The 15665-nt window shown below is 59.3% G+C and carries 9 protein-coding genes and 1 pseudogene; 7 read left to right on the top strand and 3 right to left on the bottom strand.

Translation table 11 applies throughout. The features are described 5' to 3' along the window. Positions 1–12: 12 nt before the first annotated feature. From BWR59_RS26570 to fabI, 7 genes and pseudogenes are all read left to right on the top strand, one after another. A pseudogene (locus BWR59_RS26570) lies at positions 13–1590 on the top strand (LysM peptidoglycan-binding domain-containing protein); the annotation flags it as partial. Between the two features lie 168 nt (positions 1591–1758). Further along, the gene (locus tag BWR59_RS26565; RefSeq protein WP_081568775.1) at positions 1759–3588 is read left to right on the top strand and encodes an extracellular solute-binding protein; all 1830 of its coding nucleotides are present in this window, start codon (positions 1759–1761) and stop codon (positions 3586–3588) included. Then, positions 3585–5465, top strand: a complete 1881-nt coding sequence (locus tag BWR59_RS26560) for an extracellular solute-binding protein (protein ID WP_081568668.1) — start codon at positions 3585–3587, stop codon at positions 5463–5465. Before BWR59_RS26565 ends, BWR59_RS26560 begins: the two co-directional genes overlap by 4 nt. Position 5466: 1 nt before the next feature. Next, entirely contained in the window at positions 5467–6540 is a 1074-nt protein-coding gene (locus BWR59_RS26555; protein ID WP_081568667.1) for a microcin C ABC transporter permease YejB, read from the top strand. 1 nt (position 6541) lies between these two features. Beyond that, positions 6542–7561 (top strand): ABC transporter permease, encoded by a 1020-nt coding sequence (locus BWR59_RS26550; RefSeq protein ID WP_081568666.1) that lies wholly within the window; start codon positions 6542–6544, stop codon positions 7559–7561. 1 nt (position 7562) lies between these two features. Beyond that, positions 7563–9173: an ABC transporter ATP-binding protein gene (locus BWR59_RS26545; protein WP_081568665.1), complete on the top strand. Its 1611-nt coding sequence runs from the start codon at positions 7563–7565 to the stop codon at positions 9171–9173. 18 nt (positions 9174–9191) lie between these two features. Next, complete coding sequence (gene fabI, locus BWR59_RS26540) at positions 9192–9986, top strand: enoyl-ACP reductase FabI (protein WP_081568664.1); 795 nt, start codon at positions 9192–9194, stop codon at positions 9984–9986. 707 nt (positions 9987–10693) lie between these two features. On the opposite strand, the gene BWR59_RS26535 is transcribed toward fabI, so the two are convergent. The 3 genes from BWR59_RS26535 to lon all read right to left on the bottom strand — a co-directional run bounded on the left by BWR59_RS26535 (position 10694) and on the right by lon (position 15629). After that, positions 10694–12568, bottom strand: coding sequence for a SurA N-terminal domain-containing protein (locus tag BWR59_RS26535; protein WP_081568663.1), 1875 nt, complete (start codon positions 12566–12568; stop codon positions 10694–10696). A gap of 252 nt (positions 12569–12820) precedes the next feature. Then, positions 12821–13093: an HU family DNA-binding protein gene (locus BWR59_RS26530; protein WP_003183171.1), complete on the bottom strand. Its 273-nt coding sequence runs from the start codon at positions 13091–13093 to the stop codon at positions 12821–12823. Between the two features lie 139 nt (positions 13094–13232). Continuing rightward, complete coding sequence (gene lon / locus BWR59_RS26525) at positions 13233–15629, bottom strand: endopeptidase La (RefSeq protein WP_074759351.1); 2397 nt, start codon at positions 15627–15629, stop codon at positions 13233–13235. Between the last annotated feature and the right edge of the window lie 36 nt (positions 15630–15665).

The following is a 15665-nucleotide window of genomic DNA, read 5'->3' as shown; positions in this document are numbered from 1 at the left end:
ATCCCCCAGCCAATGTCGTCATCTATACGCAGAACCTTTAATTCCGACGCATTGACTCGGTTAGCTCAGGCAATTGCGGTGGTCGCGAGCGCTACGTTGGCAGGCTGCCAGACCACCAGCAGCCTGGAGCCTGGCGGCTCGACCAACGCCTCGCATTCCCCCGCCGCCGTTAAGCCAAAACCGGTTTTCGTCGCACGCAAACCGGCGCCGCTGGCACCGCCGCACGATGTCTGGGAGCGCATGCGCCAAGGCTTCCAGTTGCAGGACGGCAACGACCTCAATCCACGTATCGACCAACAGCGTCTGTGGTTCGCCAACAACCCATCGTTCCTCGAAACGGCCGGCGAGCGTGGCAGCCTGTACATGCACTACATCGTCGAGCGTCTGGAAGAGCGCAACATGCCGCTGGAGCTGGCCTTGCTGCCAGTGATCGAAAGCGCCTACAACCCAATGGCCCTTTCTCGCAGCGACGCCGCCGGTATCTGGCAGTTCATTCCGTCCACCGGCCGCTACTTCAACCTGCGTCAGACCAATTTCTACGATGGCCGCCGCGACATCACGGCGTCCACCACTGCAGCGCTGGACTACCTGACCAAGCTTCACGACATGTTCAACGGCGACTGGCTGCTGGCCCTTGCTGCGTACAACGCAGGCGAAGGCACTGTCAGCCGCGCCATCGAGCGCAACGAAAAGCTCAACCTGCCAACCGACTACTGGAACCTGCCGCTGCCGCAGGAAACCCGCGACTACGTGCCTAAATTGCTGGCGCTGTCGCAGGTGGTCATGTCGCCGGAAGCTTATGGCGTCAACCTGAACCCGATCGACAACAAGCCGTATTTCCAGGTCGTCGAGCTCAATCAGCGCATGGACCTGTCCAAGGTCGCCGAAATGGCGAACATCGACGAAGACGAGTTGATGCAACTCAACCCCGCCTTCAAGAAGCGCCTGACCATCGACGGCCCCCAGCACCTGCTGGTACCGACCTCAAAGTCGCAACTGTTGACCGCCAGTCTGTCGAACATGAAGCCGGAAGAACTGGTGGATTGGCAGCAATACCGCGTACGTCCGGGGGATAGCCTGGCGAGCATCGCCAGCCGCTACAAGGTCTCGACCAGTACGATCAAGGACCTGAACAGGCTGTCCAGCAATCACCTCAAACGTGGGCAGGCGCTGACCATTCCGGTCCAGCCGGGCATGAAGACCGCGATGCCGGTGTTCGAGGAAGTGGCCGAAGTTGATGACAAACCGGCGCGCACTCGCACCTATAAGGTGAAAAAAGGCGACAACCTGGGGCAGATCGCCCGCATCAACAAGGTTGAAGTGAAGGATCTGCAGCACTGGAACAAGCTCTCGGGCTATAACCTGAAAGTCGGCCAGACCCTGGTCATGCAGGACAACAGCAAACCGACCAAGAGCAGTTCCCGCGCAGTGGCCAAGGCCGACACTGTCCCCAAAGGCGCCGACGGCAAGCCGATGCAGTACAAGATCCAGAAAGGCGACTCGATGTATCTGGTTGCCAAACGTTTCAACGTCGAGATGCAGCACCTCAAGCGCTGGAACCCACGCAGTGGTCAGGCGTTGAAGCCGGGCCAGACGTTGACCGGCGGTGGCGTCCAAAGAATCGCTACCGCCGGCAAGCCGTGCTGCTACAGGATTCAGACTCGCTACGGGTGTCCGGCAGCGCCCTCCACGACTCCCCTTTTTCCAGCCCATACAAGCTGTTACTGTGACCGACCGCTGCCTGGATCGAACGCCGATTTGATACGCCCATTGCTGCTGATTTTCAGCCTGGTCTTGAGCACGACAGCCGCCGCGACCATCAGCGAAAGCCATGGTTACGCACAGTTCGGCGTCCTCAAGTATCCGGCCAGCTTCACCCATTTCGACTGGGTCAATCCCGAGGCGCCGAAGGCTGGCACCTTGCGAATCATGGCCAACGGCACGTTCGACACGCTCAACCCGTACACCTTCAAGGGCAGCAGCCCGATTTCCACGCCCAATTTCGGCCAATACGGCGTCAGTGAGCTGAACGAACCGCTGATGGTCGGCACCGGCCAGTACGACCCTTCCGGTGATGAACCCACGTCCAGTTACGGCCTGATCGCCAAGACCGTCGAGTACAGCGAAGACCGCAGCTGGGTGGTGTTCAACCTGCGCCCGGAAGCGCGCTTTCACGATGGCAAGCCGATCACCGCGTATGACGTGGCGTTCTCCTACCGAACGCTGCTCAAAGACGGCCACCCGCAGTACCGAACCGCCTTGCAGGAAGTCCAGCGCGTGGACATCCTCAATCGTCACCGCATTCGTTTCGTGTTCAAGCGATCCGGCAATCCATTACTGATCCTGCGCCTGGGGGAATTGCCGGTGCTGCCGCAGCATTACTGGAAGAATCGCGACTTCAAGGCCACAACCTTCGAAGCGCCATTGGGCAGCGGGCCTTATCGCATCATGCAAGTACGCCCGGGCCGCAGCCTTGTGTTCGAACGGGTCAAGGATTACTGGGGCAAAGACTTGCCGGTCAATCGCGGCAAGTACAATTTCAATCGTGTCGAAGTCGAATTCTATCGCGACGCCGACGTGGCCTTCGAAGCGTTCAAGGCCGGCGAGTTCGACATCTACATCGAGCATCAGGCCAAGAACTGGTTCACCGGCTATGACTTCCCGGCGGTCGCGAACGGGAGCGTGGTCAAGGCGCAGATTCCCCATCAGATCCCGACCCAGACTCAGGGCCTGTTCATGAACACGCGCCGCAACACCTTTGCCGACATCAAGGTGCGCGAGGCGCTGGGCCTCATGTTCAACTTCGAGTGGACCAACCGTACGCTGTTCAACAACGCCTACGTCCGCTCGACCAGCTATTACCCCAACAGTGAGTTTTCGGCCACGGATCTTCCGGCGGGTCGCGAGTTTCTGGCGCTCTCACCCTACCGCGATCAGTTGCCGGCCAAGCTGTTCACCCAGCCTTTTACCGTTTCGAAAACCGACGGCGGCGGCGTGCCCCGCGACACCATTCGCAAAGCGCTGGGCCTGCTTGCCGAGGCGGGCTGGAAATTCACCGATCGTGGCCTGACTAACAATGCCGGTCAGCCACTGCGTTTCGAAATACTTCTGGTCAACCCCAATCTCGAACGAATCCTGCAACCTTACATCGAAGACCTGACGCGTATCGGCATCGACGCACGGCTGCGCACGGTAGATCGCGCCCAATACAAACAGCGCCTGGACCAGTTCGATTTCGACATGATCCTGATGACCCTGAACCAGACCCTGAGCCCCGGCCTTGAGCAGTGGCAGTACTTCCACTCCAGCCAGGCCAACATCAGGGGCAGCAAGAATTACGCGGGCATCGCCAACCCGGTGGTGGACAACCTCCTCAACCAGTTACTGGCCGCGAAAACCCGAGACGATCAGGTCGCGGCGACCAAAGCACTGGACCGCGTTCTGCTCTGGCAGCACTACATGATTCCCAACTGGTACCTCAACTCACATCGTCTGGCGTACCGCAACCGGTTCGCCTTCGTCACCACCCCGCCCTACACCCTGGGCCTGCGTGCGTGGTGGCTCAAGCCTTCGGAGAAAACTCAATGACCGCACTGCGCTCCCTGACGCGGGTTGGCGGCCTGTTCCTGCTGGGCCCTTTGTTTATGGGGATGGCCTGCTCATCCCAGGCAGCCCCGCAACACGCCATCACGCTGTACAACGAAGCACCTAAATACCCTGCAGACTTCAAGCACTTCGATTACGTAAACCCCGATGCGCCCAAGGGCGGGATCCTGCGCAGCGCAGGTTTTGGCGGTTTCGACAGTCTCAACCCGTTCATCAGCAAGGGCGTGCCTGCCGACGACATCGGCCTGATTTACGACACCCTCGCGCGTCAGGGCCTGGACGAGCCGTTCACCGAATATGGCCTGATCGCAGGCAAGATCGAGAAAGCCCCGGACAACAGCTGGGTGCGTTTCTATCTGCGCCCCGAAGCCAAATTCAATGATGGCCACCCGGTGCGCGCCGAAGACGTGGTGTTCAGCTTCGACACCCTGATAAAGGATGGCTCGCCGCTCTACCGCAGCTACTACGCCGACGTTGATCAGGTGGTCGCGGAAAACCCGCTGACAGTCCTGTTCAAGTTCAAACACAACAACAACCGCGAGCTGCCGCTGATCATCGGCCAACTGCCGGTGCTGCCGAAACACTGGTGGGCCACCCGCGATTTCAGCAAGGGCAACCTGGAGATTCCGCTGGGCAGCGGGCCGTATAAGGTGGTCGAGGTCAAGCCTGGGCGCTCGGTGCGCTATGAGCGAGTCAAGGATTACTGGGGCAAGGATTTGCCGGTCAACAAGGGCTTCTATAACTTCGACAAACTCTCGACCGACTACTACCGCGACAACACCGTCGCCCTTGAAGCCTTGAAAGCCGGTGCCTTCGACTTCTGGCAGGAAATGACCGCCAAGAACTGGGCCACCGCCTATGACGTCCCCGCCGTGCGCGAAGGTCGTCTGATCAAGGAAGAAATCCCCAACGGCAACCCGCAGGGCATGCAGGGCTTCATCTTCAACCTGCGCAAGCCGATGTTCCAGGATGCCCGCGTGCGTCAGGCGCTGAGCCTGCTGCTGGATTTCGAATGGACCAACAAGCAGCTGTTCTTCGGCACGTACACCCGCACCAAGAGCTATTTCGACAACTCGGACATGGGCTCGCGCGGGCTGCCGACCGAGGCTGAATTGAAGATTCTTGAACCGCTGCGCGACAAACTGCCTGCTCAACTTTTCACCGATGAGTTCAAGCTGCCGGTCACCGATGGCAGCGGCATCATTCGCGAACAGCAGCGCAAGGCGTTTCAGTTGCTCAAGGACGCGGGCTGGAAAATCGTCGGCGACAAGATGGTCGACACCGAAGGCAAACCCGTCACCATCGAGTTTCTGCTGGCCCAGACCGAGTTCGAACGGGTTTTACTGCCGTTCAAACGCAATCTTGCCGACATCGGCATCAACCTGGAAATTCGCCGGGTCGACGTCTCGCAATACATCACCCGCCGCCGCTCGCGAGACTACGACATGATCGTCGGCAGCTTCCCGCAGTCCAGCTCGCCGGGTAACGAACAGCGCGAATACTGGGACTCGTCGGCCGCCGACAAACCGGGAAGCTACAACCTGATCGGCTTGAAAGATCCAGCCGTCGACGCGCTGGTCAGCGGCCTGATCAATGCCGACTCACGGCAAAGCCTGATCGATCACACCCGGGCCCTGGACCGTGCCCTGCTGTGGGGGTACTACGTGATCCCCAACTGGCACATCAAGACCTGGCGCCTGGCGTACTGGGATCACCTGGGCCACCCGAACAAAACGCCGCTGTACGACATCGGCACCATGACCTGGTGGGTCAAACCTGACGCGACGCCGGCAATTCCGTTGCAGACCGCGCCGGACCTTGCCGAACCCGAGGCACCCTCCACGGACACGGAGCAATAACATGCTGGCGTACATGCTGCGGCGCTTGCTGCTGATCGTGCCGACCCTGTTCGGCATTTTGTTGATCAACTTCGTGATCATCCAGGCCGCGCCCGGCGGCCCGGTGGAACAGATGATCGCCAAGCTCGAAGGCTTCGAAGGCGCCACCAGCCGGATCGCCGGCGGCGGTGCCGAGGTGTCCGTGGCGGGCTCGACCTACCGCGGCGCCCAGGGTCTTGACCCGGCGCTGATCAAGGAAATCGAGCACATGTACGGCTTCGACAAGTCGGCGCCGGAACGCTTGTGGATCATGGTCAAGAACTACGCCCGGCTGGACTTCGGCGACAGCTTCTTCCGCGACGCCAAGGTCATCGACCTGATCGTCGAGAAGATGCCGGTGTCGATCTCCCTGGGTTTGTGGAGCACGCTGATCATGTACTTGGTGTCGATCCCGCTGGGGATCGCCAAGGCCACGCGACATGGCAGTCATTTCGACGTCTGGACCAGTTCGGCAATCATCGTCGGCTATGCGATTCCGGCGTTCCTGTTCGCCATTCTGTTGATCGTGGTGTTTGCCGGGGGCAGTTATTTCGACTGGTTCCCGTTGCGCGGGCTGACCTCCAGCAATTTCGACGAACTGAGCTGGCTGGGCAAGATCGGTGATTACTTCTGGCACCTGGTGCTGCCGATCACGGCACTGGTGATCGGTAACTTCGCCACCATGACCCTGCTCACCAAAAACAGCTTCCTCGATGAAATCGGCAAGCAATACGTGATCACCGCCAAGGCCAAGGGGCTGACCCAGCGTCGCGTGCTCTATGGACATGTGTTCCGTAACGCGATGCTGCTGGTGATCGCCGGCTTCCCGTCGGCGTTCATTGGCATCTTCTTCACCGGGTCCCTGCTGGTGGAAGTGATCTTTTCCCTCGACGGCCTCGGCCTGATGAGCTTCGAAGCCGCGATCAACCGCGACTACCCGGTAGTGTTCGGCACCCTGTTCATCTTCACCCTGCTGGGGCTGGTGGTGAAACTGATCGGCGACCTGACCTACACGCTGGTTGACCCACGTATCGACTTCGACCGCAGGGATCATTGATATGACGTTGTCCCCTCTCAATCGACGCCGTTTCGAACGCTTCAAGGCCAACAAGCGTGGCTGGTGGTCACTGTGGCTGTTCCTAATCCTGTTCGGGGCAAGCCTTGGCGCAGAGCTGATCGCCAACGACAAACCACTGGCCGTGCGCTACGACGGCGAATGGTATTTCCCGGTGTTCAAGCGTTACCCGGAAACCACCTTCGGCGGCGAATTCCCGCTGGAAGCCAACTACAAGAGCCCGTACATCAAGGAGCTGCTGGCCGCCAAGGGTGGCTGGACGCTGTGGGCACCGATTCCGTTCAGCTACCAGAGCATCAACTACGACCTGAAAGTCCCGGCGCCCGCCCCGCCCTCCCGAGAGAACCTGCTCGGCACCGATGATCAAGGCCGGGATGTGCTGGCGCGGGTGATTTATGGCTTCCGCGTTTCGGTGCTGTTCGCGTTGACGTTGACGGTGCTCAGTTCGGTCATCGGCGTCATTGCCGGCGCCTTGCAGGGTTTCTATGGCGGCTGGGTGGATCTGGTCGGTCAGCGGTTTCTGGAAATCTGGTCAGGCCTGCCCGTGCTCTATCTGTTGATCATCCTGGCGAGCTTCGTTCAGCCCAACTTCTGGTGGTTGCTGGGCATCATGCTGTTGTTCTCGTGGATGAGCCTGGTGGACGTGGTGCGGGCCGAGTTTCTGCGCGGCCGCAACCTGGAATATGTTCGTGCCGCACGCGCGCTGGGCATGCAGAACGGGGCGATCATGTTCCGCCACATCCTGCCCAACGCCATGGTCTCGACCATGACCTTCATGCCGTTCATCCTCACCGGCGCGATCGGCACCCTGACCGCGCTGGACTTCCTTGGCTTCGGCCTGCCCGCTGGCTCCCCATCGCTGGGTGAACTGGTGGCTCAGGGCAAATCCAACCTGCAGGCGCCGTGGCTGGGCATCAGTGCCTTTGCCGTGCTGGCGATCATGTTGAGTTTGCTGGTGTTCATCGGCGAATCCGCCCGTGACGCATTCGACCCGAGGAAATGACATGACCCAGGACAATCTGATCGAGATCCGCAACCTGTCCGTCGAGTTCGTCACGGGCGACAAAGTCCAGCGCGTGGTCGAAGGCATCAGTTTCGATATCCCCAAGGGCGAAACCCTGGCGCTCGTAGGTGAAAGCGGTTCGGGCAAGTCAGTCACCGCCCATTCGATCCTGCGTCTTCTGCCCTACCCTCTTGCCCGACACCCGACCGGCACGATCCAGTACGCGGGCAATGAGCTGCTGACAGTCAGCGAGAAACGCATGCGCGCCATTCGTGGCAACCGCATCGCGATGATCTTTCAGGAGCCGATGACCTCGCTGAACCCGCTGCAATCGATCGAAAAGCAGATCAACGAAGTCCTCGGCCTGCACAAGGGCCTGACCGGCAAGGCCGCCACACGGCGCACGCTGGAGCTGCTGGAGATGGTCGGCATCCCCGAGCCGCTGAAGCGTCTGAAAGCGCTGCCACACGAGCTCTCAGGCGGCCAGCGCCAACGCGTGATGATCGCCATGGCCTTGGCCAACGAGCCGGAGCTGTTGATCGCTGACGAACCGACCACGGCGCTCGACGTCACGGTGCAGTTGAAAATCCTCAAACTGTTGAAAGAATTGCAGGGCCGTCTTGGCATGGCACTGCTGTTGATCAGCCACGACTTGAATGTGGTTCGACAAATTGCCAACCGCGTATGTGTCATGCAGCGCGGTTGCATCGTCGAACAGGCATCGTGCGAAGAGCTGTTCACCGCGCCGCAGCATCCGTACACCCGAGAACTGCTCAGTGCCGAGCCCAAAGGCGGGCCGGCGAACAACGCTCCCGGCGCGCCGATGCTGGAAGTCGACGACCTGAAAGTCTGGTTCCCGATCAAGAAAGGCGTGTTCAAGCGCACCGTCGATCACGTCAAGGCCGTGGACGGCATCCACTTCAGTCTACCCAAGGGCCAGACGCTGGGGATCGTCGGCGAAAGCGGCTCGGGCAAGTCGACGTTGGGCCTGGCAATTCTCAGGTTGATTCGCAGCGAAGGCGAGATACGCTTTCAAGGCGAATCTCTGGCGTGTCTCAAGCAGGATCAGGTGCGTCCGTTAAGACGCCAGATGCAAGTGGTGTTTCAGGACCCGTTCGGCAGCCTCAGTCCGCGCATGTCGGTGTGCGACATCGTTGGCGAGGGTCTGCGGATTCACAAAATCGGTACGCCCGTCGAGCAGGAAGCGGCGGTGATCGAAGCGCTCAAGGAAGTAGGTCTGGACCCGGATACCCGGCACCGCTACCCCCATGAGTTTTCTGGCGGACAGCGGCAAAGGATCGCCATTGCCCGGGCATTAGTGTTAAAACCGGCGCTGATTTTACTGGACGAGCCGACTTCGGCGCTCGACCGGACCGTTCAGCGTCAAGTGGTGGAGCTTTTACGCTCCCTGCAAACCAAGTACAACCTGACGTATTTGTTTATCAGCCATGACCTGGCGGTAGTCAAAGCGCTGAGCCACCAACTGATGGTGGTCAAGCAAGGCCAAGTGGTCGAACAGGGTGTGGCAGAGGATATCTTCGCCGCACCGCAACATCCTTATACACAGCAGTTGCTGGAAGCCGCGTTTTTGGCACCAGCAGCTGTCGATTAACCTGAAGAGGAACAAACCATGGGTTTTCTCGCCGGTAAGCGCGTCCTGATCGTCGGTGTCGCAAGCAAACTGTCCATCGCATCCGGCATCGCTGCCGCCATGCATCGCGAGGGCGCTGAGCTTGCCTTCACCTACCAGAACGAAAAACTCAAAGGCCGCGTCGAAGAATTCGCAGCAAGCTGGGGTTCGAACGCCGACCTGTGCTTCCCTTGCGACGTAGCCAGCGATGAAGAAATCGCCAAGGTCTTCGAAGAACTGAGCAAGAAATGGGACGGCCTGGACTGCATCGTGCACTCCGTTGGCTTCGCCCCGGGCGACCAACTGGACGGCGACTTCACCCAAGCCACCACCCGTGAAGGTTTCCGCATCGCGCACGATATCAGCGCCTACAGTTTCGTGGCCCTGGCCAAAGCCGGTCGCGAACTGATGAAAGGCCGCAATGGCAGCCTGCTGACCCTGTCGTACCTGGGTGCCGAGCGCACCATGCCGAACTACAACGTGATGGGTATGGCCAAGGCGAGCCTTGAAGCCGGTGTTCGTTACCTGGCACGCAGCCTCGGTCCAGAAGGCACCCGCGTCAACGCGGTATCGGCGGGTCCGATCCGCACGCTGGCGGCGTCGGGTATTTCGAACTTCCGTAAAATGCTGGCTGCCAACGAAGCCCAGACGCCGCTGCGTCGCAACGTGACCATTGAAGAAGTCGGCAACGCCGGCGCCTTCCTCTGCTCTGACCTGGCTTCCGGTGTCAGCGGCGAGATCATGTACGTCGACGGCGGTTTCAACACCACCGCGATGGGTGATCTGGAAGGTTGATCCTCGGGCCGCCTTCGGCGGCTCGTTTGTTTGAGGTGGGTAGCGGGTAGCTCCGGGGGCACGCCGCCGACCGGCCATCCCTGGCCGAACGGCGGCTAGCGCGACATCCATGTCGCGCTGCCCCCTACGCAACGCCTGCGCTCGGCCTCCCAAAGTCGCGATTCGTGTCGCTCACACAATCAGCGCTCTGCACCTGATCGGCTGGCGCTAACGCGCTTCGCGGTGAGCATTCCGATCGTCCCCACGCTCTGCGTGGGAATGCCTCACGGGACGCTCCGCGTCTCAATGACGCGGAGCGTCATACGCTGCGTCACCACGCAGAGCGTGGGGACGATCAGAAAAAGCCCAGACACCGCCAATCGCGACTTGGGTGCAGGCCAAACGCAGGCGACGCGGAGTGGGCCGAGCGGCATGGATGCCGCGAGAGCGCCGCCAGGGCATGGATGCCCGTTCGGCGCGGGCCCACGGAGCGTCGTCGGAGTGCGGGTATCCCGACGAAGGAGGGACCCAACCAGGAGCAGGGCCTTTTTGGTTACTTTTTCGGCTCTTGGAAAAAGTGACCCGCCGTAAGGGCGGAACCATAATCCGCGCCCCCACAGATAACGGATATACACACCATAGCAACGCCACCCCCAACAAAAACCAAAAACCAAAAAGCCCCAACTTTCACGAGCCGGGGCTTTTTGTTTTTCAGCGTTTAACGAGGATCAATACTTCTCGATCTTCGCCGCCGCCTCCAGCTGAGCACGGTACGCCGCGAAGTCCTGCTGCCCCTCACGAGACGCCAGGAAACGACGATACTGCGACTTCTCTGCATCGGTCGCCGGAGCCGCCTGATTCACGCCATTGAGGCGCACAACCACAAAGCTGCCGTCAGCCGCCGTCAGACTGCTGTAAACCGGCTTGTCCTTGCCCTCAGGCTTGGGCATACGGAACAGCGCCTGCAGCACCTGAGGATCAACTCCATCCTGGCTACGGGAAGCCGCTTCCACGACCTTCCAGCTCTGGCCTTCCTGCTTGGTGGCAGAGTAAGGAACCTTGCCGTCACGCAGACCGGCCAACAGCTGCTCGCCCTTGCCTTTGACGGCATCGCTGGCGTGTTCTTTGGTCAACTGAGCGCGGATTGCACTGGATACCGCTTCCAGAGGCAACTGCTCTGGCTGACGGTGTTCCTTCACATGCACCACAATCGTGGTTTCCGGATCAAGTTCCAGAGCCGAGCTGTTGGAACCCTCTTCCATCACTTCCTGGCTGAACGCAGCCTGGATCACGGCACGGTTGGCCGCAATACCTTCGCCGCCCTCACGACCGAACGGCGCAGTGGTCTGCACCTTCAGACCCAAATCCGCCGCAGGCTGAACCAGATCGGACGCTTCATACGCGGCATCCTGCAGTTTCTTACTGGCGTCGACGTATTTTTGCTCGACCTGCTGCGATTTCAGATCGTGGGTCAGTTTCTCTTTCAGACTGGCTAACGTCGGAACCGATGGAGCCTCGACGCCCAACAGCTTGATCAAATGCCAGCCGAACTGGCTGCGCACCGGCGCCGATACCTGATCCTTGTTCAACGCATACAGCGCGTCTTCGAAGGCCGGGTCGTAAACACCCTTGCCCGCGTAACCTAGGTCACCGCCCTTGCTTGATGAGCCAGGGTCCTGCGAGAACTCCTTGGCCAATGCCGCGAAGTCTTCACCCTTGGCCAGACGCGCCTGAACCTCTTCCAGCTTGGCCTTGGCCTGGGCATCGGTGGTCTTGTCGTTGACTTCGATCAGGATGTGGGCAGCGCGACGCTGTTCAGCCAGATTGGCGATTTCTTTCTGGTAGGCGGCCTGCAGGTCTTCGTCTTTGACCGTCACTTTGTCGAAGAACGAAGATTTCTTCAGTTCGATGTAGTCCAGTACCACTTGCTCAGGGCTCAGGAACTCTTTGGCGTGCTGGTCGTAGTGCGCTTTGATCTCGTCGTCCGTGACTTTCACGTTCGAAGGGTCGGCCGGCAGTGTCAGCGTCGCGAAATCGCGGGTCTGCTTCTCCAGACGAGCGAACGCGTCAACCTGTGCGTCGGTGATGAAAGCACTGCCTGCAACGCCGGCACGGATCTGGCCGATCAGCATTTCCTGACCGAGGATCTGGCGAAATTGCATACGGCTGTAACCCAGCTGACGAACCACCTGGTCGAAACGGTCGGCGTTGAATTTGCCGTCAACCTGGAACTCAGGCGTCATCAGAATCTGCTGATCCAGCGCCGCTTCGGAGAAACCGAACTTGGCGTCGGCCGCGCCTTGCAGCAGCAGTTTGCGGTCGATCAGGCCCTTGAGGGCTGATTCACGAAGCATCTGTTCGTTGAGCATTGCAGGATCGAAATCCTTGCCCAGTTGCTGCATGAGCTGACGGCGTTGCATTTCAACCGCCTGGCTCAGGTCGGTTTGAGTGATCTCTTCACCGTTGACCTTCGCCGCGTCCTGACTGTGGCTGGTGGCCCTGAAAATGGCATCGAAACCGGTCAGCGCCATCAAAGCGATGATGACCCCGATGATGGTCTTGGCAATCCAGCCTTGTGAATTATCCCTGATATTCTGCAGCATGCGTCCCCCAGAGGGTTTGTACTCGACTCTCAAAGCTGCGACACACGGAGCGGAGCGTGGGTAGATTCCGGATAGAAGAAAGGCGCATCCGAGGATGCGCCTTCTCGTCGTAACATTTGTAACAGGTGAAGCGGACAGGGTTTGGATTAGCGTCCCCTGAGGTGACAGGCCAGCGCTTGACCAACCGCACTTGCCGCTTCACGACCAGAACAGCGATAGCGCTGTCCTGATGGGCAAAGGTAAAAAAGAAACTTAGTTGACCGCTTCTTTCAGAGCTTTACCGGCTTTGAAGCCTGGTTTCTTGGCAGCCGGGATTTCCAGAGTCTTACCGGTCTGTGGGTTACGGCCGGTACGAGCAGGACGATCGGTCACGGAGAAAGTGCCGAAGCCAACCAGTACAACAGAGTCGCCAGCCTTAAGAGCGCCAGTGACGGATTCGATTACTGCGTCCAGCGCACGGCCAGCAGCAGCTTTCGGGATGTCAGCGGATGCGGCGATAGCATCAATCAGTTCCGACTTGTTCACTCTAAGTCCCCTTATATCTATATTGAGTATATTTCTAAGTTTTTTGGTGTTGCCAAACGAACACTGTATGGCCTGATGAGGCTTGAAGAGCCGCTTTATAACAAGGGCTCTAAAAAGCTGTCAAGGAAGGGCCCCCAGACTAATGCGTGCTAATTCTTTCCTTCGAATCAGACTCGCGTTTTTCATCCTTCGCAACCATCTCGGGAGCCACATCCGGCAAGGGCTCCGGCGCGTATTGCAGCGCAATTTGCAGGACTTCGTCAATCCATTTAACCGGTTTGATTTGCAGATCCTGCTTGATGTTGTCAGGAATTTCTTTCAAATCGCGCACGTTCTCTTCTGGAATGATCACGGTTTTAATTCCACCGCGATGAGCGGCCAGCAGTTTTTCCTTCAAACCACCGATCGCCAGCACCTGACCCCGCAGGGTAATTTCGCCAGTCATTGCGACGTCCGCACGCACCGGTATCTGCGTCAGCGCTGAAACCAGCGCCGTACACATGCCTACGCCCGCGCTAGGGCCATCTTTGGGCGTCGCCCCTTCCGGCATATGGATGTGGGTGTCGCGCTTCTCGTGGAAGTCCAGAGGGATGCCCAGGCTTTTGGCACGGCTGCGGACGACGGTCAACGCGGCAGTGATGGATTCGACCATCACGTCACCCAGCGAACCGGTCTTGATCAGCTGTCCCTTGCCTGGAACCACGGCGGCTTCGATGGTCAGCAATTCGCCACCCACCTGAGTCCACGCCAGCCCGGTCACCTGCCCGATCTGATCCTGCTGTTCAGCCAGGCCGTAACGGAATTTGCGCACACCGAGGAAGTTTTCCAGCATCGCAGCGGTGACCACGACAGCGAAACGTTTCTCGTGAGCGTGCTCCTTTACCGCCTTGCGGCAGACTTTGGCGATCTGACGCTCGAGGCTACGAACACCGGCTTCACGCGTGTAGTACCGGATAATGTCGCGTATGGCCTCTTCTTCGAACTCGATTTCACCTTTTTTCAGGCCGTTGGCAGCGATCTGCTTGGGCGAAAGGTACTTGGTGGCGATGTTGATCTTCTCGTCTTCGGTGTAACCCGGCAGACGAATCACTTCCATACGGTCCAGCAGGGCCGCAGGAATGTTCATGGAGTTGGCGGTGCAGAGGAACATCACATCGGACAGGTCGTAATCGACTTCCAGATAGTGATCGTTGAAGTTGTGGTTCTGCTCAGGATCGAGCACCTCGAGCAAAGCCGACGCCGGATCGCCGCGCATGTCGCTGCCCATCTTGTCGATCTCGTCGAGCAAGAACAGCGGATTGCGCACGCCGACCTTGGTCATCTTCTGGATCAGACGACCCGGCATCGAGCCAATGTAAGTACGACGGTGGCCACGAATCTCGGCCTCGTCACGCACGCCGCCCAGCGCCATGCGCACGAACTTGCGGTTGGTGGCGTGAGCGATCGACTCGGCCAGCGAGGTTTTACCGACGCCAGGAGGACCGACCAGACACAGCACCGGCCCGCGAATCTTCTTCACGCGTTTCTGCACGGCGAGGTATTCGAGAATCCGCTCTTTGACTTCCTCCAGACCGTAGTGGTCTGCATCGAGGATATCTTCGGCGCGCGCCAGGTCCAGACGCACCTTGCTCTGAGCCTTCCACGGCACCTGCACCAACCAATCGATGTAGGAACGCACGACAGTGGCCTCAGCCGACATCGGCGACATCTGCTTGAGCTTGTTCAACTCGGCGGTGGCCTTGGTCATGGCATCTTTTGGCAGACCGGCGGCATCGATACGCTTTTTCAGCTCTTCGATTTCGTTGTGGCCTTCGTCGCTGTCGCCGAGCTCCTTCTGAATGGCCTTCATCTGCTCATTCAGGTAGTACTCGCGCTGACTGCGCTCCATTTGCTTCTTCACACGACCACGGATGCGCTTCTCGACCTGCAGCAGATCGATTTCGGCGTCCAGCAGCGCCAGCACGTGCTCGACACGGGCTGGCAGATCGATGATTTCGAGAATTTCCTGCTTCTGTTCGATCTTCAGCGCCATGTGCGCCGCCATGGTGTCGACCAGACGACCCGGCTCATCGATGCTGTTGAGCGACGACAGAACTTCGGCCGGGACTTTCTTGCCCAGCTGCACGTATTGTTCGAACTGAGCCAGGAGGCTGCGCACGAACACTTCGGATTCACGGTCGGGAGCGTCGACTTCGTCGATCAGCGCCACTTCGGCACGGCAATGGCCGTCCACCTCGATGAAGCGCTCGACGGAACCACGCTGCTCGCCTTCGACCAGCACTTTGACAGTACCGTCCGGCAGCTTCAGCAACTGCAATACGGTTGCAATCGTACCCACGCTATAAAGAGCGTCTTCACCGGGATCATCGTCTGCAGGGTTTCTTTGCGCGAGCAGCAGAATCTGCTTGTCACCGGTCATCGCAGCCTCGAGGGCCTCAATGGACTTCTCGCGCCCCACGAACAGCGGGATAACCATATGCGGATACACCACGACATCGCGCAATGGCAAAAGAGGCAATTCAATGGTCGTCTTCATGATTTCGCCTCTAGGGCGGCCTTAAGGCCATGGACA

The sequence above is a fragment of the Pseudomonas sp. Bc-h genome (assembly GCF_002080045.1).
Classification (GTDB): domain Bacteria; phylum Pseudomonadota; class Gammaproteobacteria; order Pseudomonadales; family Pseudomonadaceae; genus Aquipseudomonas.
This window is presented reverse-complemented; position numbering and strand designations above follow the sequence as displayed.

What these genes read in the sequence shown, in the direction of transcription:
- BWR59_RS26560 (WP_081568668.1), top strand. Translation starts at nt 3,585, where the DNA reads ATGACCGCACTGCGCTCCCTGACGCGGGTTGGCGGCCTGTTCCTGCTG.
- BWR59_RS26555 (WP_081568667.1), top strand. Translation starts at nt 5,467, where the DNA reads ATGCTGGCGTACATGCTGCGGCGCTTGCTGCTGATCGTGCCGACCCTG.
- BWR59_RS26550 (WP_081568666.1), top strand. Translation starts at nt 6,542, where the DNA reads ATGACGTTGTCCCCTCTCAATCGACGCCGTTTCGAACGCTTCAAGGCC.
- BWR59_RS26545 (WP_081568665.1), top strand. Translation starts at nt 7,563, where the DNA reads ATGACCCAGGACAATCTGATCGAGATCCGCAACCTGTCCGTCGAGTTC.
- fabI (WP_081568664.1), top strand. Translation starts at nt 9,192, where the DNA reads ATGGGTTTTCTCGCCGGTAAGCGCGTCCTGATCGTCGGTGTCGCAAGC.
- BWR59_RS26535 (WP_081568663.1), bottom strand. Translation starts at nt 12,568, where the DNA reads ATGCTGCAGAATATCAGGGATAATTCACAAGGCTGGATTGCCAAGACC.
- lon (WP_074759351.1), bottom strand. Translation starts at nt 15,629, where the DNA reads ATGAAGACGACCATTGAATTGCCTCTTTTGCCATTGCGCGATGTCGTG.